At 62.7% G+C, this 24,071-nt stretch carries 25 protein-coding genes; 20 read left to right on the forward strand and 5 right to left on the reverse strand.

The window, feature by feature from the left end:
- The first annotated feature begins 76 nt into the window (after window positions 1–76).
- Both A7K61_RS01975 and A7K61_RS01980 read left to right on the forward strand, forming a co-directional pair.
- Window positions 77–481 (forward strand): acyl-CoA thioesterase, encoded by a 405-nt coding sequence (locus tag A7K61_RS01975; protein WP_003176975.1) that lies wholly within the window; start codon window positions 77–79, stop codon window positions 479–481.
- Window positions 482–539: 58 nt separating this feature from the next.
- Complete coding sequence (locus tag A7K61_RS01980) at window positions 540–1,439, forward strand: D-hexose-6-phosphate mutarotase (RefSeq protein ID WP_044269945.1); 900 nt, start codon at window positions 540–542, stop codon at window positions 1,437–1,439.
- A gap of 143 nt (window positions 1,440–1,582) precedes the next feature.
- Here A7K61_RS01980 and A7K61_RS01985 read toward each other — a convergent pair whose 3' ends face one another.
- From A7K61_RS01985 to A7K61_RS02005, 5 genes are all read right to left on the reverse strand, one after another.
- A complete protein-coding gene (locus tag A7K61_RS01985) occupies window positions 1,583–2,119 on the reverse strand; it encodes a DUF3299 domain-containing protein (protein ID WP_003195640.1) in 537 nt (178 codons plus the stop codon).
- Window positions 2,120–2,196: 77 nt separating this feature from the next.
- Entirely contained in the window at window positions 2,197–2,442 is a 246-nt protein-coding gene (locus tag A7K61_RS01990) for a GlsB/YeaQ/YmgE family stress response membrane protein (protein ID WP_003195642.1), read from the reverse strand.
- Window positions 2,443–2,547: 105 nt separating this feature from the next.
- A complete protein-coding gene (locus tag A7K61_RS01995) occupies window positions 2,548–3,633 on the reverse strand; it encodes a 5-(carboxyamino)imidazole ribonucleotide synthase (protein WP_044269947.1) in 1,086 nt (361 codons plus the stop codon).
- Between the two features lie 11 nt (window positions 3,634–3,644).
- Entirely contained in the window at window positions 3,645–4,136 is a 492-nt protein-coding gene (gene purE, locus A7K61_RS02000; RefSeq protein WP_003195648.1) for a 5-(carboxyamino)imidazole ribonucleotide mutase, read from the reverse strand.
- Window positions 4,137–4,468: 332 nt separating this feature from the next.
- Window positions 4,469–5,377: a LysR substrate-binding domain-containing protein gene (locus A7K61_RS02005; RefSeq protein WP_014720521.1), complete on the reverse strand. Its 909-nt coding sequence runs from the start codon at window positions 5,375–5,377 to the stop codon at window positions 4,469–4,471.
- A 181-nt stretch (window positions 5,378–5,558) separates the two neighbouring features.
- Here A7K61_RS02005 and aspA point away from each other — a divergent pair, with 181 nt between their 5' ends.
- The 18 genes from aspA (at window position 5,559) to A7K61_RS02095 (ending at window position 23,945) form a co-directional block, all read left to right on the forward strand.
- Window positions 5,559–6,983 (forward strand): aspartate ammonia-lyase, encoded by a 1,425-nt coding sequence (aspA, locus tag A7K61_RS02010; RefSeq protein WP_003195657.1) that lies wholly within the window; start codon window positions 5,559–5,561, stop codon window positions 6,981–6,983.
- Between the two features lie 409 nt (window positions 6,984–7,392).
- Window positions 7,393–8,229 (forward strand): ABC transporter ATP-binding protein, encoded by an 837-nt coding sequence (locus A7K61_RS02015; protein ID WP_050499539.1) that lies wholly within the window; start codon window positions 7,393–7,395, stop codon window positions 8,227–8,229.
- Between the two features lie 39 nt (window positions 8,230–8,268).
- Window positions 8,269–9,261 carry an ABC transporter substrate-binding protein gene (locus A7K61_RS02020; protein ID WP_057701923.1) on the forward strand — a complete coding sequence of 331 codons (993 nt, stop codon included), beginning with the start codon at window positions 8,269–8,271 and terminating at the stop codon, window positions 9,259–9,261.
- Window positions 9,262–9,288: 27 nt separating this feature from the next.
- Window positions 9,289–10,065, forward strand: a complete 777-nt coding sequence (locus A7K61_RS02025; RefSeq protein ID WP_032894483.1) for an ABC transporter permease — start codon at window positions 9,289–9,291, stop codon at window positions 10,063–10,065.
- Window positions 10,062–10,829 carry an SDR family oxidoreductase gene (locus tag A7K61_RS02030; protein ID WP_171905447.1) on the forward strand — a complete coding sequence of 256 codons (768 nt, stop codon included), beginning with the start codon at window positions 10,062–10,064 and terminating at the stop codon, window positions 10,827–10,829. The genes A7K61_RS02025 and A7K61_RS02030 overlap by 4 nt, the downstream gene beginning before the upstream one ends.
- Window positions 10,830–10,842: 13 nt before the next feature.
- Window positions 10,843–11,382 carry a cupin domain-containing protein gene (locus tag A7K61_RS02035; RefSeq protein ID WP_014720525.1) on the forward strand — a complete coding sequence of 180 codons (540 nt, stop codon included), beginning with the start codon at window positions 10,843–10,845 and terminating at the stop codon, window positions 11,380–11,382.
- Between the two features lie 4 nt (window positions 11,383–11,386).
- Window positions 11,387–12,265 (forward strand): alpha/beta fold hydrolase, encoded by an 879-nt coding sequence (locus A7K61_RS02040; RefSeq protein WP_069556853.1) that lies wholly within the window; start codon window positions 11,387–11,389, stop codon window positions 12,263–12,265.
- Window positions 12,262–13,095, forward strand: a complete 834-nt coding sequence (locus tag A7K61_RS02045; protein WP_003195671.1) for an IclR family transcriptional regulator — start codon at window positions 12,262–12,264, stop codon at window positions 13,093–13,095. The genes A7K61_RS02040 and A7K61_RS02045 overlap by 4 nt, the downstream gene beginning before the upstream one ends.
- 1 nt (window position 13,096) lies before the next feature.
- Window positions 13,097–13,894, forward strand: coding sequence for an SDR family oxidoreductase (locus A7K61_RS02050; protein WP_032894477.1), 798 nt, complete (start codon window positions 13,097–13,099; stop codon window positions 13,892–13,894).
- A complete protein-coding gene (locus A7K61_RS02055) occupies window positions 13,887–15,572 on the forward strand; it encodes a thiamine pyrophosphate-binding protein (protein ID WP_047712100.1) in 1,686 nt (561 codons plus the stop codon). Before A7K61_RS02050 ends, A7K61_RS02055 begins: the two co-directional genes overlap by 8 nt.
- A gap of 10 nt (window positions 15,573–15,582) precedes the next feature.
- The gene (locus A7K61_RS02060; RefSeq protein WP_069556854.1) at window positions 15,583–16,386 is read left to right on the forward strand and encodes an aspartate dehydrogenase; all 804 of its coding nucleotides are present in this window, start codon (window positions 15,583–15,585) and stop codon (window positions 16,384–16,386) included.
- A 9-nt stretch (window positions 16,387–16,395) separates the two neighbouring features.
- Window positions 16,396–17,892 carry an aldehyde dehydrogenase gene (locus tag A7K61_RS02065; protein ID WP_069556855.1) on the forward strand — a complete coding sequence of 499 codons (1,497 nt, stop codon included), beginning with the start codon at window positions 16,396–16,398 and terminating at the stop codon, window positions 17,890–17,892.
- The gene (locus A7K61_RS02070) at window positions 17,889–18,854 is read left to right on the forward strand and encodes a VOC family protein (RefSeq protein WP_014720531.1); all 966 of its coding nucleotides are present in this window, start codon (window positions 17,889–17,891) and stop codon (window positions 18,852–18,854) included. The genes A7K61_RS02065 and A7K61_RS02070 overlap by 4 nt, the downstream gene beginning before the upstream one ends.
- A gap of 13 nt (window positions 18,855–18,867) precedes the next feature.
- Window positions 18,868–20,010: an FAD-dependent monooxygenase gene (locus A7K61_RS02075; RefSeq protein WP_047712103.1), complete on the forward strand. Its 1,143-nt coding sequence runs from the start codon at window positions 18,868–18,870 to the stop codon at window positions 20,008–20,010.
- Window positions 20,011–20,027: 17 nt separating this feature from the next.
- Window positions 20,028–20,255 carry a recombinase-like helix-turn-helix domain-containing protein gene (locus tag A7K61_RS02080; RefSeq protein WP_032894471.1) on the forward strand — a complete coding sequence of 76 codons (228 nt, stop codon included), beginning with the start codon at window positions 20,028–20,030 and terminating at the stop codon, window positions 20,253–20,255.
- A 19-nt stretch (window positions 20,256–20,274) separates the two neighbouring features.
- On the forward strand, window positions 20,275–21,309 hold the full coding sequence (locus A7K61_RS02085) for an aromatic ring-hydroxylating dioxygenase subunit alpha (protein ID WP_003195686.1): 1,035 nt from the start codon (window positions 20,275–20,277) through the stop codon (window positions 21,307–21,309).
- The gene (locus tag A7K61_RS02090) at window positions 21,306–22,265 is read left to right on the forward strand and encodes a PDR/VanB family oxidoreductase (RefSeq protein ID WP_069556856.1); all 960 of its coding nucleotides are present in this window, start codon (window positions 21,306–21,308) and stop codon (window positions 22,263–22,265) included. Before A7K61_RS02085 ends, A7K61_RS02090 begins: the two co-directional genes overlap by 4 nt.
- A 453-nt stretch (window positions 22,266–22,718) precedes the next feature.
- Window positions 22,719–23,945 (forward strand): hypothetical protein, encoded by a 1,227-nt coding sequence (locus tag A7K61_RS02095; RefSeq protein ID WP_047712105.1) that lies wholly within the window; start codon window positions 22,719–22,721, stop codon window positions 23,943–23,945.
- Window positions 23,946–24,071: the final 126 nt, after the last annotated feature.

Consider the following 24,071-nt stretch of genomic DNA (forward strand, 5'->3'; position numbering starts at 1 on the left):
GGGCTGAATCGTTTTTCCAAGACGGCTATTCACCGATTACATAGTCCAAGAGTCACGGGTCAGAGGCACCCCCGGCATGATCGAACTCGAACAAGAAGATCCTATCCCGCAAGGCGATCTCGCCCTGCAAATCACCGCGCTTCCGCGTGAAACCAACGGCTTTGGCGATATCTTCGGCGGCTGGTTGGTCGCGCAGATGGACCTGGCGGGCACGGCAATGGCCAGCAAGGTCGCCGGTGGGCGCGTGGCCACCGTGGCCATTGATCGCATGGCGTTCCTGGTGCCGGTGGCCGTGGGTGCGCAGCTTTCCTTCTATACCCAGGCCCTGGAAATCGGCCGCAGCTCGATCCAGATGATGGTCGAAGTGTGGAGCGACGATCCGTTGTCCAGCGAATGGCGCAAGGTGACCGAAGCCGTATTTGTGTTCGTCGCCATCGATGGCAGCGGCCGCACGCGCTCGGTACCGTCACGGGCGCGTTAAACCTCGCCGGGTTTTAACGGTCAATTGCCCCATTGCCTGCCATTAAGAGAGCTTTGTCATGCCTACGCCCCACGTTGAGACGGTAAAAATCGACGAGCTGGACTGCTGGCGCATCCGCCACAACGGTGCCGAGCTGATGGTGGCCCAACAGGGTGCGCATATCTTCAGTTACCAGCGCGAGGGCGAACAGCCGCTGATCTGGCCGAACCCCGAGGCCGTGTTCAAGCAGGGCAAAGGCATTCGTACCGGCGTACCGGTGTGCTGGCCGTGGTTTGGGGTGTTCGACCGCAACCCGCAAAGCGTCAAAGCCATGCGCCAGAGCGATCAGCCTGCCGGCGCCCACGGTTTTGTGCGCACCGCGCGTTGGGAGCTGGCCACCACCGAACTCGACGGCCAGACGCTGCGAGTGGACCTGGTATTGCCGGTGCCGGCGGGCGGCTTTCCAGGCTGGCCCCATCAGGTAGACCTGACGCTGAGCCTGCTGCTGGACGATCACCTGCATATCCGCCTGACCAGTCACAACCGTGGCACCGACACCGTGACCCTCAGCCAGGCATTGCACACCTACTTCGCCGTGAGCGATGTGCGCAAGGTGCAGGTCGAGGGCCTGGATGGCGTGGATTACATCGATACCGCCGATGGGTGGGCCGAGAAGCAGCAAGCCGGGCTGCTGCACTTTCGCGCCGAGACAGACCGCATTTACCTGAATACGCCTGCACAGTTGAATATCGTTGATAGCGACTGGCAGCGCCGTATCCAGCTCACCAGCGAAGGCTCCAAATCCACCGTGGTCTGGAACCCCTGGACCGAACGCGCCAAGGCTTTCGACGATATGGCCGATGACGGCTGGCAGGGTATGTTGTGCATCGAGACAGCGAATGTGCTGGATGATGTGGTGAACCTGGCGCCCGGCGAAAGCCACACTCTGGGCGTAAGCATCACCGCGATCACCCTGTAGTAAATTGTAGGAGCGAGCTTGCTCGCGAAAAACCCACAGACGCCGCGTTTATTCAGGAAACACGCGTTATCGTTGACGTTTTTCGCGAGCAAGCTCGCTCCTACAGAGTTCAGGACCCTCCCACATTGGTTATGTATTGGGCTTTAGAGATCAGATTCCTTTACTACCCGCACCTTCCCCGCCTCCAGCGCATACGCGGCATCCGCCAAGTCATTATTGACCTTCTCCACCTTCAACGTGCCCGTGACCCACAGCGGCGTGTAGATATCATCGAGCTTCAGCCCCTTGGGATAGCGCACCAGCACCAGTTGGTTAGGCGGCGGTGGCGGCACATGGATGCAGGCGCCCGGATACGGGACCAGAAAGAACAACGTGCTGCGGCCTTTTGCGTCGGTTTCCAACGGCACCGGATACCCACCAATGCGGATATTCTTGCCGTTCATGGCCGCCACGGTCTTGGTGGAATACATCACCGCAGGCAGGCCCTTGCTCTGCTTCAAGCCACCCTTTTCGGTGAACGTGCCTTGGGCTTCGGGGGAGTTGTGGTCGATCTCGGGCATGGCCTCGAGGGCTTTCTGATCCGACAGCGGCATCAGGTCGAGCCAGTCGGTTTCCGGCAGTTCGCCAGCGTGCGCCAGGCCAGAGCCCAGCAGAAGAAGCGTTAACAGAAGACGGCGCATGGAGAGGCTCGGCAAATACAAGTGCCGAGCATTCTAGCCCTCTGCGCCTGCGCAGCGCAGAGGACTTTGTCGGCTGATTACTTCTTTTTGACCAGGCCGTAGATCACCAGCAACACGATGGCACCTACCAGCGCGCCGATGAAGCCTGCGCCCTGGCCTGCCTGGTAGATCCCCAGGGCCTGACCGCCGTAGGTCGCGGCCAGGGAACCGGCGATACCCAGCAGGATGGTCATGATCCAGCCCATGCTGTCGTCGCCAGGCTTGAGGAAGCGCGCCAGGAGGCCGACGATCAAGCCGATAAAGATGGTTCCGATGATACCCATGGCATTTCCCTCTGATTGGTATGAGTCATGCCAAAGCCTAGTCAGGCTTTGGCATCCTGCAATCAGAGAGACACAGAACCCCAATGGTTCCCGCCAGGGCCAGGCTTATTGTTCGGCGATCAGCGCTTCAACCTTGAGGATCTGCGCCTGCAACGTCGCACGGTCCTTGCAACGCAGGTTGGCGTGGCCGACCTTGCGCCCGGCCTTGAAGGCCTTGCCGTAGTGATGCACGTGGCAATCGTCGATCGCCATCACGCGCTCTACCGGCGGCACAGAACCGATGAAGTTGAGCATGGCGCTCTCGCCGATCTTGGCCGTGGAGCCCAACGGCAAGCCCGCCACCGCCCGCAGGTGGTTTTCGAACTGGCTGCACTCGGCGCCTTCGGTGGTCCAGTGCCCGGAGTTGTGCACACGCGGGGCGATTTCGTTGGCCTTCAGGCCACCGTCGACTTCAAAGAACTCGAACGCCATCACGCCGACATAATCCAGTTGCTTGAGGACGCGGCTGGAATAATCTTCGGCCAGGGCCTGCAGCGGGTGGTCGGTGCTGGCCACGGAAAGCTTGAGAATGCCGCTGTCGTGGGTGTTGTGCACCAACGGGTAGAAGCGGGTTTCACCATCACGGGCCCGCACGGCGATCAGCGACACTTCGCCGGTGAACGGCACAAAGCCTTCCAGCAGGCAGGCGACGCTGCCCAGCTCGGCAAAGGTACCGACCACATCGGCGGCGGTGCGCAGGACTTTCTGACCCTTGCCGTCGTAACCCAGGGTGCGGGTTTTCAACACCGCCGGCAGGCCGATGCTGGCGACTGCGGCGTCCAGGTCGGCCTGGGACTGGATATCGGCGAAGGCGGGGGTCGGAATGCCCAGGTCCTTGAACATGCTCTTTTCGAACCAGCGGTCGCGAGCGATGCGCAAGGCTTCGGCGCTCGGGTACACCGGCACGAACTGCGACAGGAAGGCCACGGTTTCAGCCGGGACGCTTTCGAATTCGAAGGTCACCAGGTCAACTTCATCGGCCAGTTGGCGCAGGTGGTCCGGGTCGCTGTAGTCAGCGCGCAGGTGTTCACCCAGGGCCGCAGCGCAGGCGTCCGGCGCCGGGTCCAGGAAAGCGAAGTTCATCCCCAGCGGCGTACCCGCCAAAGCCAGCATGCGACCCAGTTGGCCGCCACCGATTACACCGATCTTCATCAATAACAACCTCAGGCGATGCGTGGGTCTGGATTGTCCAGCACGCTGTCTGTCTGCTCAGCACGGAATTTTTTCAGCACCGCATGAAACTGCGGGTGCTTGGCGCCCAGGATGCTGGCCGACAGCAAGGCTGCGTTGATCGCGCCGGCCTTGCCGATCGCCAGGGTTGCCACCGGGATGCCGGCCGGCATCTGCACGATGGACAACAGCGAATCCACGCCCGAGAGCATCGACGACTGCACCGGCACGCCAAGTACGGGCAGGTGAGTCTTGGCCGCACACATGCCAGGCAAGTGCGCAGCGCCGCCGGCACCGGCGATGATCACCTCGATGCCACGGGATTCTGCTTCATCGGCATACTGGAACAGCAAGTCCGGGGTGCGGTGGGCGGAGACCACCTTCACTTCGTACGGAATGCCGAGTTTTTCCAGCATATCGGCGGTGTGGCTAAGGGTGGACCAATCGGACTTGGAGCCCATGATCACGCCAACCAATGCACTCATCGTCGTGCCTCTTCTCTCTGGGCGCCCGCAGGCGCGTCAAAAAACAACAAGCCACGCAGGAAATCCGGCGTGGCTTGGTGTACGAATTAAGGCCGGTGGGACCGGCCGAAGGCCGCGCAGTATACCGTAATAATCCAGATAAACAGCCCCTGGGATGACCATCTGTCTAGCGGCGCAAAGTGGCGGTTTTATTGACTCAAGAGTCAGCGAAAACACCACGAAATCCTGTGGGAGCTGGCTTGCCTGCGATAGCAGTGGATCAGTGCCAAATAGGTTGGCTGACACACCGCTATCGCAGGCAAGCCAGCTCCCACATGTGTTCTGCGCTGGGCTCAAGCGCTTTGCGCGGCCCCACCTTCCAGCTTGCGCCACAACAACCGCACATTCGCCTTGCGCACCAACGCGCAGCGATACAAGCGAATCTCCAGCGGCACATGCCATTGCGGCCCGCCGCACACCACCAGTTCGCCGCGTGCCAACTCCGCACGTACGCTCAACTGCGGCACCCAGGCGATACCCAAGCCTTCCAGCGCCATACTCTTGAGGCTGTCGGCCATGGCGGTTTCGTAAATGGTCGTAAAGCGCAGGGCACGCTGGCGCAGCAGCAAATTCACCGAGCGGCCCAGGAACGCGCCGGCGCTGTAGGCCAGCAGCGGCACACTGCCCTCGCCTTCCAGGTCGAACAGCGGCTTGCCATCGGCATCGGCGGCACACACCGGGAGCATTTCGGTGTTACCCAGGTGCAGCGACGGGAAAATCTCGGCGTCCATTTGCATCGCCGCGTCCGGGTCATAGAACGCCAGCATCAGGTCGCAACCGCCTTCGCGCAGGGCGTGCACGGCGTCGCCGACGTTGGTGGCCACCAGCCGCGTGGCAATGTTCAGCCCTTCGTTGCGCAACTGCGCGATCCAGCGTGGGAAGAACCCCAAGGCCAGGGAGTGGGCGGCCGCCACTTGCATGACTTCGCCCTGCCCGCCTTCCAGATGATGCAAATGGCGCAGCACTTCGCCCAGCTGTTCGACCACCGTGCGCGCCGTCACCAGAAACAACTGCCCGGCCGCTGTCAGCTCCACCGGCGTGCGTGAACGGTTGACCAGCGTCAGCCCCAACGCGGCTTCCAGGCTGCGGATACGCCGACTGAACGCCGGCTGGGTGACAAAGCGCCGCTCAGCCGCCTGGGAAAAACTACGCGTCGCCGCCAGGGCGCTGAAGTCTTCCAACCACTTGCTCTCAAGGTTCATCACTGCCTCCCACGGAATGCACCATTTTGGCACACACGCCCGCCAAGATAACCGGGTCACATCCACATTATGCCGTTTGTGCATAGGCCAGTGTTTAACAGCATTGGCCCAAAAAGTTCTACAAGCCTAGCATTCGCAGCGTTCCGGCCAGTCCCGGGTCCATATTGAGATGATTTCCGTCATGTCCTCTGCTGCATCTTTCCGTACCGAAAAAGACCTGCTTGGCGTACTCGAAGTACCGGCTCAAGCGTATTACGGCATCCAGACCCTGCGAGCGGTGAATAACTTCCGTCTCTCGGGCGTTCCGATTTCGCATTACCCGAAATTGGTGGTCGGTCTGGCAATGGTCAAGCAAGCAGCGGCTGACGCCAACCGCGAGTTGGGCCAGCTCAGCGAAGCCAAGCACGCTGCCATCAGCGAAGCCTGTGCCCGTCTGATCCGCGGCGATTTCCACGAAGAGTTCGTGGTGGACATGATTCAAGGCGGCGCTGGCACTTCAACCAACATGAATGCCAACGAAGTCATCGCCAACATCGCGCTGGAGGCCATGGGTCACCAGAAGGGCGAATACCAGTACCTGCACCCCAACAACGACGTGAACATGGCGCAGTCGACCAACGACGCCTACCCGACCGCGATCCGCCTGGGTCTGCTGCTGGGCCATGACGCGCTGCTGGCCAGCCTCGACAGCCTGATCCAGGCGTTCGCCGCCAAAGGCGCCGAGTTCAGCCATGTGCTGAAAATGGGCCGCACCCAATTGCAAGACGCCGTGCCGATGACCCTCGGCCAGGAATTCCGCGCGTTCGCCACCACCCTGGGTGAAGACCTGGCCCGCCTGAAAACCCTGGCACCAGAGCTGCTCACTGAAGTAAACCTGGGCGGCACCGCCATCGGTACCGGCATCAACGCCGACCCGCGCTACCAGGCCCTGGCCGTACAACGCCTGGCCACCATCAGCGGCCAGCCGCTGGTACCGGCGGCCGACCTGATCGAAGCCACCTCCGACATGGGCGCCTTCGTACTGTTCTCCGGCATGCTCAAGCGTACCGCCGTGAAGCTGTCGAAGATCTGCAACGACCTGCGCCTGCTGTCCAGCGGCCCACGCACCGGCATCAACGAGATCAACCTGCCGGCTCGCCAGCCAGGCAGCTCGATCATGCCCGGCAAGGTCAACCCGGTGATCCCGGAAGCGGTCAACCAGGTAGCGTTCCAGGTCATCGGTAACGACCTGGCCCTGACCATGGCAGCCGAAGGCGGCCAACTGCAGTTGAACGTGATGGAGCCGCTGATCGCCTTTAAGATCTTCGACTCGATCCGCCTGCTGCAACGCGCCATGGACATGCTGCGCGAGCACTGCATCGTCGGCATCACCGCCAACGAAGCCCGCTGCCGCGAACTGGTGGAACACTCCATCGGCCTGGTCACCGCGCTGAACCCGTACATCGGCTATGAAAACGCCACCCGCATTGCGCGTATCGCGCTTGAAAGCGGGCGCGGCGTGCTGGAACTGGTGCGTGAAGAAGGCTTGCTCGACGACGCCATGCTCGACGACATCCTGCGCCCGGAAAACATGATTGCCCCACGCTTGGTCCCGCTGAAGGCCTAAGCGTTTGTTGCACCGCTCACCAGGCTGAGGGACTAGACACCTCTCACCTTTTGAGGGCTTGAAGACTCGTTCTTCAGGCCCTTTTTTTTGCCCGTAATTCCCCTCCTTATATAAAGCGCTGTTAATGCGTTTCACCTATAAAACATCACGTCTGCGGCGTTACTTGAAAAAGCATTGATTCATTGCAAGTTCCCATCGCGTGCACAAACGGTGTGCAGTTTCGTGCCATATAAAAACAAGGGTTTCATATATGAAACGCTCAATAAATAACCTTAGTCTCGCAACCAATTAATTTAAAAGGAAATTCAACAAAAATTTGTAGGAATTAACTCACTGGCATTGTTCATGCACTAAACGGCGTATCACCTATAAAACAGACCAGAGTACCTTCCTGATGGCTGTGAAAGAGATGTACGCCGTGACGCCCCAATGGAATACGCCCGCACTTAAGGAAGAGCTGGAGCCGACTGAAATTGAATTCCGTAATGTCGGTAAATGTTTCCCAGCCAAAGGTAAAACAGAAGCGCCATTTGCCATTCGCGATGTGAACTTCAAGATTCGTCGCGGCGAGGTCGTGTCGATCATCGGTCCGTCCGGCTGTGGCAAGAGCACCATCCTCAATATGGGTTCTGGCCTGTATCGGCCCACTGAAGGTGAAGTCTTCGTGGGCGGTGAGCCGGTGACCGGGCCTGTGCCACAGGTCGCGTTCATGCTGCAAAAAGATTTGCTGATGCCCTGGCGCAGCATTCGCCGCAACGTCGAACTGGGCCTGGAGATTCAAGGCGTGCCCAGCGCGACCCGGCAGAAGGTAGCCCTGGACTTGCTAGACCGTTGCCACCTCAACGGCTTCGCCGACCACTACCCATTCCAACTCTCCGGCGGCATGCGCCAACGCGCCGCCCTGGCACGCACCCTGGCCATCGACCCCCAGGTGTTGTTCCTCGATGAGCCGTTTTCCGCCCTCGACGCCCAGACCAAGATGATCCTGCAGCAGGACATGGCGCGGATGCTGTTCGACGAAAAGAAGACCGCGCTGTTCATCACCCACGACCTGATCGAGGGCATCGCCATGTCCGACCGGTTGCTGGTCATGAGCGCCCGCCCCGGCACCATCATCGAAGAAATCAGCATCGACCTTCCGTTTCGCGACAACCCGCTGGAGCGCCGCAAGCTACCGGAGATCGGCCCGCTGGTCGGTCGCCTGATGGAGCTGCTGCACGTCGGCGCCGACACCGAACTGCACTGATTGCCGCACGTGCGGCCCCCAACCGATTCAGGAGTTCCCATGCTCAAGTCTCTGTTCCAACGTTTTTGCGCGCTCAGCCTTGGCCTCGGCCTGACCTGCGCGGCCCAGGCGCAGCCGACCGACGTTACCTACCTGCTGCCGGCCCCGCCTAACTTGCCAGCCTTTGCACCCTGGATCATCGCCAAGGAAAAAGGCTACTACGCGGCCCAGGACCTGAACCTGACGTTCATTGCCGCCAAAGGTGGTGTGGATGTGGCCAAGCAGATCGGCGCCGGCAATGCCCTGCTCGGCGGCGCCATCGGCGACACGCCGATCATGGTGCGCGGCAACGGCATCCCGGTGCGCGCCGTGGCGGTGCTGGGCGCGGGCGGCGTGACCATGATCGCCACCCATTCCAGCGACAACATCAATAACGTCAGCGATCTCAAGGGCAAGACCATGACGGTGATGTCGTATTCCGACACCACCTACTACGCGCTGCTCGCTTCGTTGCGCAAGGCGGGCCTTGGCAAGAACGACGTGGATATCCAGGCCGCGGGGCCTGCCGGGGTCTGGCAGTTGTTCACGGCCAACAAGGCCCAGGCCATGGCCGGCGTGCCGGACTGGATGGTCACCGCCGAAGAAGCCGGCGCGCAGATCAAGCTGATTCCCCAGGAGCAGATTTTCGAAAGCATGGCCCAGGCAATCCTCGCCTCGGATGACGCCATCAAAAACCACCCCCAAGTGGTGCGCGGCGTGGTCCAGGCCACCCTCAAAGGCATGCACGACATTATCCAGGACCCACGTGCCGCCGCCGTTACCTTTGCCAAGGCGGTGCCGACCTACGCCGGCAAGGAAGACTCACTGGAGAAAATCTTCAAGCTCTATGTCGAGCACGTCTACGCCAACCAGCGCGTACTGGGGCACATCGACCCCGAGCGTCTGGACAAGGTCCGTCAGTTCTACGTGAGCGAAGGCATCGTCCCTCGGGAAACCCCACTGGATGAGCTGTTCACCAACCAATTCGTCGACAGCCCGGTCGCCGCGCAATAGCGCACTGGATAACAAGGTACGCATACGATGAAAAACCTGAACCCCTCCGTGCTCGGTAGCGTTGCGCTGCTGATCCTGTTCCTGGCGCTTTGGCAGTGGGGCCCCGGGCTGCTCGGCATGCCCGAATTCGTCATGCCCAAACTCAGCCGCGTGGCCCAGGAAAGCCTGGTGATGTGGCACAGCGGCGGCCTACTGGAACACACCCTGATCACCGCCATGGAGATCGTCGTCGGCTTTGCCCTGGGCGCCTTGCTGGGCGTGATGATTGGGGTGTCCCTGGGCCTGTCGCCCGCGGCTGAAGCGATGCTGTCGCCCTATATCCTGGCGTTGCAGATTGCACCGAAGGTTGCCTTTGCGCCGCTGTTCGTGATGTGGCTGGGCTACACCATCTACCCGAAGATTCTGATCGCGATCCTGATCGTGTTTTTCCCGGTGATGATCAACGTGCTCTCGGCGATCCGCACGGTCGACCCGGACATGATCAACCTGGTGCGCACCATGAACGCCAGCCGCTGGCAGATCTTCCGCCTGGTGGAATTTCCTTCCGCCATGGCCGCGCTGTTTTCCGGCCTGCGCATCGCCTCCACCCTGGCGGTGATCGGCGTCACCGTCGGTGAGCTGGTCGGCGGTAACCAGGGCCTGGGCTTCCTGTTGGTGGACGCCGAGGGCCAAGGCAACACGGCCGGGGTATTCGTCGCCATCGTCATGCTCACCCTGATTGGGGTGGTCGCCTACGGCGCCGTGGTGTGGGCAGAAAAACGCGTCCTGCACTACATGCCCAAAGCCATGTTGAGCACGCAATGATGAACAATCAAAACCGTTTGCTCGAAGGTCGTCGCGTACTGGTAACCGGCGGTGCCCGTGGCCTGGGTTACGGGTTCGCCCAAGCCATCGGCCAGGCCGGTGCGCGCGTGGTGATTGCCGATGTGCTGCAAGACCGTGTGCAACAGGCAGCCTGTGAACTGCAGGCCCTGGGCCTGGACGTTCACGCTGTCACTGTCGACCTGGCCCAGCCTGAGTCGATCCAGGCATGCATCGCCGCGACACTCGATGTGCTGGGCGGCCTCGATGGCCTGGTGAACAACGCCTCCATCACCAACTCCGGTGGCAAAGGCTGCGAAGACCTGAGCATCGACACCTGGGACCAGGTGATGCAGGTCAACGTGCGCGGCACCTGGCTGATGACCACCGCCTGCCTGCCGGCGCTGCGTGCCAGCGGCCACGGCGCCATCGTCAACCTGGCCTCCGACACCCCTCTGTGGGGCGCGCCAAACCTGCTGGCTTATGTCGCCAGCAAGGGCGCAATCATCGCCATGACCCGCAGCCTGGCTCGCGAGCTGGGCGCCGACAACATCACCGTCAACGCCATCGCCCCTGGCCTGGTGCTGGTGGAAGCCACCGCCTACGTGCCCGAGGCACGCCACCGGTTGTACAACGACCAGCGGGCGATCCAACGCCCGCAATTACCCGAAGACGTCAGCGGCGCCGTGCTGTTCGCGCTGTCCGACCTTGCCCGCTTCATCACTGGACAAACCCTGCCGGTCAACGGCGGGTTCGTCATGCCTTGATCTGGAGACTGTCATGACTGATCTATCTGCCCAAAACGACACCCCGAAAAGCTGGGACCGCCCGGCCGGCGCCAGCCTGGAAAGCTGGATGAACACCCGTATCGCCCGTTACGAAACACGCAAGTACGACTGGGATGCGCTGAAGTTCCAGGCCGACTACGACCCCAAGTTCCGCCGTGCACAAATGCGCTACATCGGCACCGGCGGCACCGGCATCAGCACCGACATGAACACCATCCCGTCGGAGCATTTCACCTTCTCCACCATGGTGATCCCGGCCGGCCACGAAGGCCCGCCGCACTTGCACATCGATGTCGAAGAAGTGTTCTTCGTGCTGCGCGGCAAGCTCAAGGTGGTGCTGGAAAAAGACGGCGAGCGCTTCGAGACCATTCTCACCGACCGCGACGTGATCTCCGTGCCACCGGGCGTGTACCGCGAGGAGATCAACATCGGCGACGAAGACGCGTTGATGTGCGTGATGCTCGGCGCGAAAAAACCCATCACACCGACCTACCCGCCAGAACACCCTCTGGCCTCGATCAAGCGCGGATAAGCCCATGCTGCCAGGACTCTCTCAAGCCGCGCCGGCGGCGGACCTGCAAGCCCAGCTGGAGCGCGATTTCCCTCAGCGCCTGGTGGCCTCGGCCGGTGGTCAGCAGGCGTTGCGCGAATGTGGCGCGGGGCCGGTGGTGGTGCTGCTGCACGGTATCGGCTCCGGAGCGGCGTCCTGGCTACAAGTGGCGCGGCAACTGGCGCCCCAGGCCCGGGTCATCGCCTGGGACGCTCCCGGCTACGGCGACTCCAGCCCGCTGGAGTCGGATGCGCCCAAGGCCGAGCAGTACGCAGCCCGTCTGGCGCAGATGCTGGATGCACTGGGTGTCGAGGAATGTGTGCTGGTCGGCCATTCCCTTGGTGCCCTCACCGCTCTGGCGTTCGCCCGCAGTTCACAGGCCCATCGCGTCAACCGGCTGGTGCTGATCAGCCCGGCGCGCGGCTACGGCGCACCAGCGCTTGGTCAACAGCGCCAACAGGTGCGTCAGCAACGCCTGGACAACCTGCAACGCCTGGGCATCGTCGGCCTGGCCGAACAACGCAGCGCCCACATGTTGTCGCCCCGCGCCACGCCCCAGGCCCTGGCCTGGGTGCGTTGGAACATGGCGCGCCTGAACCCCGTTGGCTATCGCCAGGCCATTGAATTGCTGTGCGGCGATGACCTGCTGCGCCATGGCCAACCGGCCATGCCCTGCGAGGTGCATTGCGGTGAAGCCGACAGCATCACCCCCGCCGAGGCCTGCCTGAGCGTGGCCAAGGCGCTGGGCGCCAGCTTCAACCTGATTGCCGACGCCGGCCACGCCAGCCCCATCGAGCAACCCCAAGTGGTAGCCGGGCGCCTGGCCTGCGCCATTCATCAATCCCTGACAGGTAGAACCTTATGAACGATTCCGATCTGCTCAAAGACGCTCAGGACAAATACATCGTTCCAGGCCTGGAGCGCGGCCTGCTCCTGCTCTGTGAGTTCAGCCGACGCAACCGCACCCTGACCGCGCCGGAGCTGGCACGCCGCCTGGCACTGCCCCGCTCGACCATCTTCCGCCTGCTGACCACCCTGGAGACCATGGGCTTCGTCACCCGCAGCGGCAATGAATACCGCCTCGGCATGTCGGTGCTGCGCCTGGGCTTCGAATACCTGGCGTCGCTGGAGCTGACCGAACTGGGCCAGCCGTTGCTGGCGCGCTTGTGCGACCGCGTCAACTACCCAAGCAACCTCGTGGTGCGCGACGGTCGCTCGATTGTCTACGTGGCCAAGGTTTCACCGCCGTCGGTGTTCTCCAACGCGGTCAACGTCGGCACCCGCCTGCCCGCCCATGCCACCGTGCTGGGGCGCATCCTGCTCGAAGACTTGTCGCTGGCCGAGTTGCGTGAGTTGTACCCCGAAGAGCACCTGGAACAACACTCGCCCTGCACGCCGAAAACCGTGATGGCGCTGTTCGACCTGGTCCAGGCCGACCGCCAGCGCGGTTTTGTCAGCGGCGAAGGCTTTTTCGAATCGGCGATTTCCACCGTGGCCGCGCCGGTGCGTGATCAGAGCGGCGGCATTGTCGCAGCCCTGGGCGTGACCATCCCTACGGCGCAGATCGGCCACGTCAACTTTGAAGAACTCTTGAATCAGGTCCGGCGCAGCGCCGACGAGCTGTCACGCCTGCTCAACTACAACGGCGGCGCCCATAACGGTCAGCCCCGCGTCACCGCCTTGATGAGAGACTGACATGAGCCTTTACCAATTGCAGGGCCGCGTCGCCATTGTCACCGGGGGTTCTTCGGGCATCGGCCTGGCCTGTGTCGAACTGCTGCTGGAAGCCGGTGCGGCGGTGGCGTTCTGCGGTCGCGATCAAGAGCGCCTGCGCCGTGCTGAAGCCGGTTTGCGCGAGCGTTTCCCAAAGGCCCGACTGCTGGCCCAGGCCTGCGATGTGCTCGATGCCGAGTCGGTCAACGCGTTTGCCGCCGCCAGCCTGGCTGCGCTGGGAGCGGCCAATGTGCTGATCAACAACGCCGGGCAAGGCCGGGTCTCGACCTTTGCCGACACCACCGACAGCGCCTGGACCGAAGAGCTGAACCTGAAGTTTTTCTCGGTGATCAACCCGGTCCGCGCCTTCAAGCCTCAGCTGGAAAGCCAGCCTGACGCCGCCATCGTCTGCGTCAATTCGCTGCTGGCCAGCCAGCCCGAACCGCACATGGTCGCCACCTCCGCCGCACGCGCAGGGCTCAAGAACCTGGTGCGCTCGATGGCCACTGAATTCGCCCCGCAGGGCATCCGCGTCAACGGCATCCTCATCGGCCTGGTGGAGTCCGGGCAATGGCGCCGGCGTTTCGAAGCGCGCGAAGAACGCGACCTCGGCTGGGCGCAATGGACCGCACGGCTGGCACAACAAAAACACATTCCCTTGGGGCGCCTGGGCCTGCCGATTGAAGCGGCCCGCGCGATCCTGTTTCTGGCCTCGCCTCTGTCGGCTTACACCACAGGCAGCCATATCGATGTATCCGGAGGCCTGTCCCGCCATGCGTAATGAAAACAACACTGTCACCGTGGGCGCTGCCATCACCGCCTTTCTCGAGCAATGCGACGTCAAGGCTGTGTTCGGCGTGATCTCGATCCACAACATGCCGATCCTCGATGCCTTTGCAGTGCGCGGCAATATCCGCTTCGTCATGGCCCGGGGCGAAGCCGGCGCCGCCAACATGGCCGACGCCTATGCCCGCACCACCGGCGGCCTGGGTGTGTGCCTGACTTCCACCGGCACGGCCGCCGGCAATGCCGCTGGCGCGATGGTCGAAGCCCAAACCGCAGGCACCCCGCTGCTGCACATCACCGGGCAGATCGAAACGCCGTACCTGGACCAGGAACTGGCTTATATCCACGAAGCCCGCGACCAGTTGAACATGCTCAAGGCCGTATCCAAGGCCGCCTTTCGCGTACGCAGCGTCGAGACCGCCCTGAGCACCATGAAGCTCGCGGTGCAGACCGCCCTCACCGCGCCCACCGGGCCGGTCAGCGTCGAAATCCCTATCGATATCCAGTCCACCTTTATCCCGATGCCCACCGACCTGTCGCCCCTGCCGATCCCGGTGGCCGTGCCCGCGCCGGAAGCCCTGGACCTTATGGCCGACCGCCTGGCCAGCGCCAAGCGGCCGATGCTCTGGCTCGGCGGCGGCGCCCGGCACGCCGGCGCACAGGTCAAGCGCCTGCTGGCGATGGGCGTGGGCGTGATCACTTCCACGCAAGGACGCGGCGTGGTCAATGAAGACGACGAGCGTTGCCTGGGGGCTTTTTCGCAGAACAAGCGCGTCGAACAGTTCCTGCAAACCTGCGATGCGCTGCTGATCGCCGGCTCGCGGCTGCGCAGTAACGAAACCTTCAAGTACGCGCTGAAACTGCCTTCGAACCTCTTGCGCATCGACGCCAACCCGGCGATCGAAGGCCGTAGTTACGCCAGCGAACTGTTTGTCTGCGGCGACGCGGCGCTGGCGCTCGAAGGCCTGGCTGATCGCCTGGAAGGTCGCTTGCACACCGACCCGAGCTTTCTCGCGGAACTCAAAGCCGTGCGCGAGCAATCACGTAGCCAACTAATGGCCGACCTCGGGCCTTACTCGGCCATGGTCGAGCAATTGCAGGCCGTGACCGGGCGCAACTTCTCCTGGGTACGCGATGTGACCCTGTCCAACAGCATCTGGGGCAACCGCCTGCTGACCCTGTATCACCCACGGGCGGGTGTTCATGCGTTGGGCGGCGGGATTGGCCAGGGGTTGGCCATGGGCATCGGCGCAGCCGTCGCGGCAGCGGAAACCGCGCCTGAGCGCAAAGTGTTCGCCATCGCGGGTGACGGCGGTTTCATCCTAAACCTGGGTGAGCTGGCGACCCTGGTGCAGGAGCGCGCCAACCTGGTGATCCTGCTGATGAACGACCAGCGCTACGGCGTGATCCGCAATATCCAGGACGCGGTCTACGGCAGCCGCCATTGCTACGTCGACCTGCACACCCCGGACTACACCAAGCTCGCCGAGTCCCTGGGCCTGCGCCATGGCCTGGTCACTGATCTCAAGGACTTCGGCAAGGTGGTGGACAGCGCCCTGAGCCAGCCGGGCCCGTTCCTGCTGGAAGTGGACATGCTCAGCGTCGGCAACTTCGCCACCCAGTTTGCCGGCCCGCCCAACAGCGAAACCAAAGCCCAGAAGGCCACGGCCTGAGGATCGCACCATGTTGCATATCACCATGATCGGCTGCGGTGCCATTGGCGTCGGTGTGCTGGAGCTGCTGGAGAACGACCCACAGCTGTGCGTGGATTACGTCATCGCCTCCGAGGGCTCCGAAGCCTTGGTGCGCCAGCGCCTGGCCAGTTTCAAACAGCCGCCGCAGGTGCTGACGGCCTTGCCCGCCGATGCCCGCCCGGATTTGCTGGTGGAGTGCGCCGGGCATCGCGCCATTGAAGAGCATGTGCTGCCGGCGCTGGAGCGTGGGATTGCCTGCCTGATTGTATCGGTGGGCGCGTTGTCCGAGATCGGCCTGGTGGAGCGCCTGGAGGCGGCGGCGGAACGCGGCAAGACCCGCATCGAATTGCTGCCTGGCGCCATCGGCGGCATCGATGCGCTGTCGGCGGCCAAGGTCGGCGGGTTGGACGCGGTCAACTACACCGGCCGCAAGCCGGCCCGCGCCTGGAAGAACACCCCTGGCGAGCAGGCCTGCGACCTGGACACCATCGAGCACGCCACGGTGATCTTCCAGGGCAGCGCCCGCGAAGCGGCGCGCCTGTACCCCAAGAACGCCAACGTCGCGGCCACCCTGTCGCTGGCCGGGCTGGGCCTGGACCGCACCCATGTGACGTTGATCGCCGACCCCCACAGCGATGAAAACGTCCACCACTTCGAAGCCCGTGGCGCCTTTGGCCGTTTCGAGTTGAGCCTGCGCGGCAAGCCCTTGCTGGCCAACCCGAAAACCTCGGCGCTGACCGTGTACAGCGTGGTCCGTGCCTTGGGCAACCATGCCCACGCAATTTCCATTTAGGAGCCGTCGATGAACACCGAACAGACGTTACCCATCTGCATCGCCGGCCAGTGGCGCACAGGCCGTGGCGAGCGCTACGCCAGCCGCTACCCGGCCACCGGCGAAGCCGTGGCCTGGCTCAATGCCGCCGACCTGCAGGATGTGGAAGAGGCCATCCAGGGCGCGCACCAGGCGTTCCTGCACAGTGGCTGGGCCCAGCGCAAACCCCATGAGCGCGCCGGTGTGTTGTACCGCATCGCCGAGCTGATCCGCCTGCACAGCGAAGAGCTGGCGCAGCTGCAACGCCAGGACAACGGCAAGCCAATCAACGAAACCCGCGCCTTGGTAGCCAGTGCGGCGGGCACCTTCCAGTTTTTCGCCGCAGCCTGCGAAACCCTGGAAGAAACCATCACGCCGTCACGCGGTGATTTCGTCAGCATGAGCGTGTATGAGCCGATGGGCGTGGTCGCCGCGATCACCCCGTGGAACTCGCCGATTGCCAGCGAAGCGCAAAAGGTTGCGCCGGCACTGGCAGCCGGCAACGCGGTGGTGATCAAGCCTGCGGAAATCACCCCGCTGCTGGCCCTGCGCCTGGCGCGTCTGTGTGAAGAGGCCGGCTTGCCCAAGGGATTGATCAGCGTGCTGCCGGGCAAGGGTTCGTTGCTGGGGGATGCGCTGACCCGCCACCCGCTGGTCAAGCGCGTGTCGTTTACCGGTGGTACGCGCACGGGCAAGCACATCGCCCATATCGCCGCCGACAAGATGATGCCGGTGTCCCTGGAGCTGGGCGGCAAGTCACCGACCATCGTCCTCGAGGACGCCGACCTTGAGCATGCGGTGGCCGGGGTGCTGTACGGCATCTTCAGTTCGTCGGGCGAAGCCTGTATCGCCGGCTCTCGGTTGTTCATCGCCCGCGCCTTGTACGAGCCCTTCATGCAGCGCCTGGTCGCCGCCGCCGCGAACCTGCGGGTGGGTGACCCGGCCGACGAACACACACAGATGGGCCCGTTGATCAGCGCCAGCCACCGAGAATCCGTGGAGCGTTACGTCGCCCTCGGCCTGGCCGAAGGTGGACGCCTGCGCCTGGGTGGGCAGCGCCCCAGCGGTGGACTGTATGACCAGGGTTACTTCTACCCGCCGACCATCCTCGAGGGTCTGAGCAATCACCAGCAAGTGTGCCAAGAGGAAATCTTCGGGCCGGTATTGGTCGCCATGCCGTTCGACGACGAAGCACAACTGCTGGAGCAGGCCAACGACAGCGTCTACGCCCTCGCCGCTGGCATCTGGACCCGTGACTACAAGCGCGCCTGGGCCCTGGGCCGGCGTTTGCAGGCCGGTACGGTGTGGATCAACACCTACAAGCAGTTCTCGATCTCCACGCCGTTTGGCGGCTGGCGCGACAGCGGCCTGGGCCGCGAAAAAGGTCGCCTGGGCATCCTGCAGTACATGGAACAAAAGAGCCTCTACTGGGGCATGAACGAACAGCCACTGGCCTGGGCCGGTGTGCCACGAGAGGTAGCGCAATGAGCGTGTTAGGGATTGATGAAGTCACCTATGGCGTCGAGGACCTGGACACCTGTGTGCGTTTTTTCAGCGACTGGGGCCTGACGCAAGTCAGCGCGCAACCGGATGAAGTGGTATTCGAGACCCTCAACGGCTGCCGCGTAGTGCTTGCCGACCTGAACAAGCCGGGCCTGCCTCCGGCCATCGAAGCCGGCTCCACGGTGCGCGAAGTGGTCTGGGGCGTGGCCAGCACCGCGGACCTGGCGCTGTACAGCCAACGCATCGCCAATGACCCGGGGTTTATCGAACGCGACGGGCGCATCGGCTGCACCGACCCCAACGGTTTGGCGATTCGCCTGCAAGTCACGCGCAAGCGTGAACTGGAGATTGAATGCAGCGGCCACAACACCTGGCAGACCAAGGGCCGGATCAACAAGGCGGCGCCGATCTATGAGCGCGCCACACCGATTGAAGTCGGCCATGTGGTGTTTTTCGTCAAGGACGTGAACGCCTGCGAAGCCTTCTACCACGAGCGTTTCGGCTTCCAGGCCTCGGACCGTTACCCGGACCGCGGGGCCTTCTTGCGCACCGCCGAAGAAGGCGGCCACCACGACCTGTTCATGCTGCAACTGCCGGCGCCACGGGCCGGGCTGAACCACGTGGCGTTTACCGTGCGCGATGTTCACGAAGTGTTTGGCGGTGGCATGCACGTGTCCCGCAGCGGCTGGCCGACCGAGATCGGGCCGGGCCGCCACCCGGTGTCTTCAGCATTTTTCTGGTACTTCAAGAACCCGGCGGGCGCGCTGGTGGAGTACTACGCCGATGAAGACCAACTGACCGGCGAATGGCAGCCACGCACCTTTGAGCCCGGCCCCACAGTGTTCGCCGAATGGGCCATTGCTGGCGGTATCGACGGCAACACCCGGCGCCAGCAACACGTCGAAGCGCCGCAAGGCAAGTTCCTCACCGACAAACCCAAACCTTGAGCAGGAGTCGCCCATGCCTTCCCTGAATATTGCTATCGCCGGTGCCGGTATCGGCGGCCTGACCGCTGCCATCGCCCTGCATCGCGCCGGTCACCAGGTCACCGTGTTCGAACAGTCCAAGGCCTTTTTGCGCGTCGGTGCCGATATCAACCTCACCCCCAACGCAGTCCGTGCGCTGGATGGCCTGGGCATTGGCCCCGCCGTGCGCATTCCGGCGGCCCGGCCCACCCATCGCATCAGCCGCATGTGGGACACCGGCCAGGAGACTTCGCGCCTGGAAATGTCCGACGCCGCCGAACAGAAATACGGCGCGCCGCAATTGACCATCCACCGCGCCGACCTGCTCGCGGCCCTGGCCGAGGTGTTCCCACTGAACCAGGTGCAGTTCGCCAAGCGTGCCGAACGGGTAGTACAGGCTGACGACGGCATTACCCTGCACTTCAAGGATGGCAGCCAACACCGCTGTGATGTGCTGATCGGCGCCGACGGTATCCATTCGGTTGTGCGCAACGCGCTGTTTGGCGAAGAGCACCCGCGCTTTACCGGCGTGGTGGCGTATCGCGCGGTGGTGCCGGCCGAGCAGGTGGCGCATGTGCCGAACATCCAGGCGTTCACCAAATGGTGGGGGCCGAACCCGCAAAGCCAGATCGTCACCTTCCCGCTGAACCAGGGCAAAGACATCTTCATCTTCGCCACCACCGCCCAGGACAGCTGGCACGAAGAGTCGTGGACCAGCGCCGGCGATGCCGATGAGCTGCGCAGCCACTACCAGGCGTTCCACCCGGACGCCCGCGCCCTGCTCGATGCCTGCACCGACGTGCTCAAGACCGCGCTGTATGAGCGCGACCCACTGCCGTTCTGGTCCAAGGGCGCGATCACCCTGCTGGGCGATGCCTGCCACCCAATGATGCCGTTCATGGCCCAGGGTGCCGGCCAGGCCATCGAAGATGCGGTGGTGCTCGCGCGCTACCTGCAAGACCTCGACAGCCAGGCCTCGGTGGCCGGTGCCTTGCAGGCTTACCAGCAAGCGCGTCTTGAGCGTACCAGCCAGATCCAGATCGGCTCGCGGGGCAACCAGTGGCTCAAGGACGGCGGTAATGCCGATTGGGTCTACGGCTACGACGCCTGGGGCGTCTCGACAACTCACGCAGCCTGAATACGGAGGTCAACACCATGAGTACTCACGAACCCTACCTGCAACCCCATCAGGCGCGTAAACGGCCCAACACCCAGTTCGAAGAGTTGCTGGGCGACTCCATAGAGCGCGCGTTCGGCAGTGGCGTGACCGAGCTTGCGGCCCTGCTCGCGCACTTGAACCTGGCCGGCCCGCCGTGCCCGCTGACCAGCGGCGAATGGACCGAAGATGCCTACAAAACCCTGATGGCCCGGCTGGGCGAATGACCCGGCAGAAGGAATAAAAATGAACATGCAATTGACCGTCGACCCTGTTGAACAGCATCTGGCCAATGGCCTCAAAGACCTCTGGTTCCCGGTATTGCCGTCGGACCTTTTGGGTGAGAAGCCGCTGTCGATACGACGCCTGGGCTACAAGATCGCCCTGTGGCGCGACAACGATGGCAGCGTTCACGCGCTGGAAGACCATTGCCCCCATCGCGGCGCCCCGCTGTCCCAAGGGCCGGTGTTGGGCGATCGCCTGCAGTGCCCGTATCACGGCGTTGAAGTGCGCTGCGACGGCACCGTTACCAAGGTGCCCGGCAGCCCCGGTTGCAAGCTGGAAGGCAGCCGGCCCACGCGTATGTTCCACACCCGCGAAGCCGCAGGCGCGATCTTCTTGTTCAACGCCACCGACCCGCACCTGGACGTTGCGCCGGAGCTGGTGCTGCCCGAACAATTGACCTCGCCCGAATGGAGCAGCTTCGTCTGCTACACCGAGTGGAAAGGCGACTATCGCTACGTGATCGACAACGTCATGGACCCGATGCACGGCACCTACCTGCACAAGATGTCGCACTCGATGAGCGAAGGCGAAGCCACCGCCAAGTTCGTCACCCGCGACACCGACACCGGCTTTTTCTTCGAGAAGGAAGGCCAGCGCGGCGTGAACTTCGACTGGACCGAGTTCGTGGACAACGGCTGCCACTGGTTGCGCCTGGAAATCCCCTATCCGAAAACCGGCGGCCCCGGCGGCAACTTCACCATCATCGGCAGCTACACCCCCAGCAGTCGTTCGCTGGCCGCCGCATTTCACTGGCGCTGCCGCCCGCTGACCGGCTGGCAGCGTGACACCTGGCGCTTCTTGTACAAGAACCGTCTGGAAGCGCGGCATTGGGCGGTGCTGGAGCAAGACCGGGTGCTGTTGGAATTCATGGAGCCGGACGCCAATCAGCGTGAAAACCTCTACCAGCACGACTTGGGCGTGGTGCGGCTGCGGCGGTACCTGAAGAACGCCGCCAAAGCCCAGCTCGAGTTGATCGACGCGAAGCAATTGCCATGAATAAAGCCGCGCTCCTCAACGCCCGCGTCCACACCCTGCGCTATGAGGCCGAAGGCATCATCAGCGTCGAACTGCGGCCTTTGGGCGATACCGTGTTCCCACCGTTCGACGCCGGCTCGCACATCGACCTGCACCTGGCCAACGGCCTGGTGCGCAGTTATTCGCTGCTCAACTCGCCCAGCGACCGTGGGCGTTATGTGGTGGGTATCCTGCGTGACCGCAACAGCCGTGGCGGGTCGGAGTATGTACACAGCCAGTTGCGGGTCGGCATGCCGCTGTCGATCTCGCCGCCGCGCAACAACTTCGAACTTGACCTGAGCGCCAGCCACAGTGTGCTGGTGGCCGGTGGCATCGGGATCACGCCGATCTACTGCATGTTCCGCCAGTTGCTGGCGCTGGGAAAATCCGCCGAGTTGATCTACTGCGCCCGCTCACGCCAGGAGGCAGCGCTGGTGGAAGCCTTGAGCGGGCTCGATGCGCGGGTGACCTACCACTTCAACGACGAAAAAGGCGTGCCGCCTGATCTTGCCGCCTACCTCGCCGGTCAACCTGCCGATACCCATCTGTACTGCTGCGGCCCGACGCCGATGCTCGACGCTTTCGAAAGTACCTGTGAGCGCCTGGGTTATCCCCATGCCCACATCGAGCGCTTTGCCGCCGCCGAACTGCCGCCCAGCGAAGACGCCCAGAGCAGCTATAGCGTTGAACTGAAAAGGTCCGGCAAAACCCTGGCGGTGGAACCTGGCTTGAGTTTGCTGGATGTGTTGTTGGAGGCGGGCTGCGACATTGATCACAGCTGCCGCGAAGGCGTGTGTGGCTCCTGCGAAACGCGGGTGGTGGAAGGCGAAATCGACCACCGCGATGGGGTGCTGACCAAAGCCGAGCGGGCGGCGAACAAATCGATGATGGTGTGCGTTTCTGGCTGCAAGAGTCGACGGTTGGTGCTCGACCTCTAACCCCCCCCCACCCCTTGTAGGAGCGAGCTTGCTCGCGAAGAACTTTCAGGCACCGCGTTATTCAAGGGTGCACGCAGTATCGTTAACGTTTTTCGCGAGCAAGCTCGCTCCTACAGGATCACCCGCAAAGTGCCCGTTTCATAGGCAGCGTGCAATAAATACGCACCTATCACGGGCAACTTTGTTACCGCACTTGCGGGTTGTTTCACGGGTTATACAAACAGCTTTGTTTCCCATATAAACAACTGTTTTTGATGATGTTTTTATAAAAAATAAACTAACAGTCTGCCTGGCACACTTCCTGCTCTACTCCTGTGCATTCACTGATTAAACGGCGTTTCGCCGATAAAACAATAATAACCAACACTTAAACCCGGTAAGACCCGCTCCCTCCTTAGTTGCCTTTAAAGGCAAGCGGACGAGTGTTGCCGATCACCCGGTAGAGAGGTCTCTATGAAGCGCGTCTTGTGTGCAGGTTTGATGTTTGCCAGTTTCAGCAGTTTCGCCGCAGAACCCATTCCCTCCGAGCCGGTGCGGGCCAACGCCGCCAACAAACCTTTCCCGCATATCTCCTGGCGCAGCGATAGCGGCGACAGCAGCCTGGACATCGGCGGGGCGCTGCGCACCAACTATCGCGACGAACATTGGGACACTACCGAGAATAACGGCCGGTTTCTGTTCGATACGTTCCGTCTGGATGTGCAGGCCACCTACAAGAGCCTCTACAGCGATGTCGGCTACTGGTTCCAGGATGACGGCAAGCGTTCCATTGATCGCGGGTTTGTGGGCTACCGGCTCAATGCCAACGCCAACCTGCAACTGGGGGCGCCGTTCAAACCCTTCGGCCTGGAGCCTTATCCGCAATTTGGCTGGAGCTACCACCTGCCGTTTTTCATGGGCTACGCGGTGAGTGCCGGCACCGGCCTCAAATACAGCTACAAGGACCAGGACTGGGACGTGCAGCTCGGCTATTTCCCACGCATGCTGCCCAGCGACCTGCGTTACTCACCGGAAGTGGGGCGTTACGCCGACTTGAATGACAACGCGATTGCCTTCACCCAGTCGCGCCAGGACAACGAGAAGCGCAACCAATTCAACGCCCGCGTGGCGCGCACCTTCAACAGCGAGGGCTGGAAGACCGAAGTCGGCGCCTCGCTCGCCACCGCCCAACTGTACAACGCCACCACCAAAGACAATGGCGACTACTGGGCCGCCGGCGTGCACGCCATCATCAGCAAGGGCCTGTGGACCGTCACCACCCAAGCCATCCGCTACGAATACGACCCCGAAAACCCGGCCGGGGTGAGCAACGACTCAGTGCTGATGGGCGGCAATGGCCTGACGCCTGCGTACCTGATCGCCTCCAAGGCCAGCCTGGCTTCGCTCAACGTCGGCTACGACATCCACACGCCCCGGCTGGGGCAACTGAAGAAGATCAAGCTGTACAGCGATTACAGCCGAATGATGAAAGACAAAAGCGCCTGGGACGACTCGCAGATGTTCACCGTGGGCGCGCAGTTCCTGGCGATGCCGGTGATGGCCTGGGTCGATCTCACCTGGGCGCGCAATGCCAACCCCTATGGCGGTGCGGAGAATGGCAGCGGCTTTACCAGCACCAATTCGGTGGGTAGCAACGACTGGTATTACCGCACCAACGTCAACATCGGTTACTACTTCTGACATCGCCCCCCCTGTGTGTGGGCTTGCTCGCGAATGCGCCATATCAGCCACTGCATACGTTGACTGACCCACCGCATTCGCGAGCAAGCCCGCTCCCACAAGGGGGGGTGCGCTGACAGTTCGCTT

Source organism: Pseudomonas sp. AP42 (assembly GCF_001728935.1).
Lineage (GTDB): Bacteria > Pseudomonadota > Gammaproteobacteria > Pseudomonadales > Pseudomonadaceae > Aquipseudomonas > Aquipseudomonas lactis.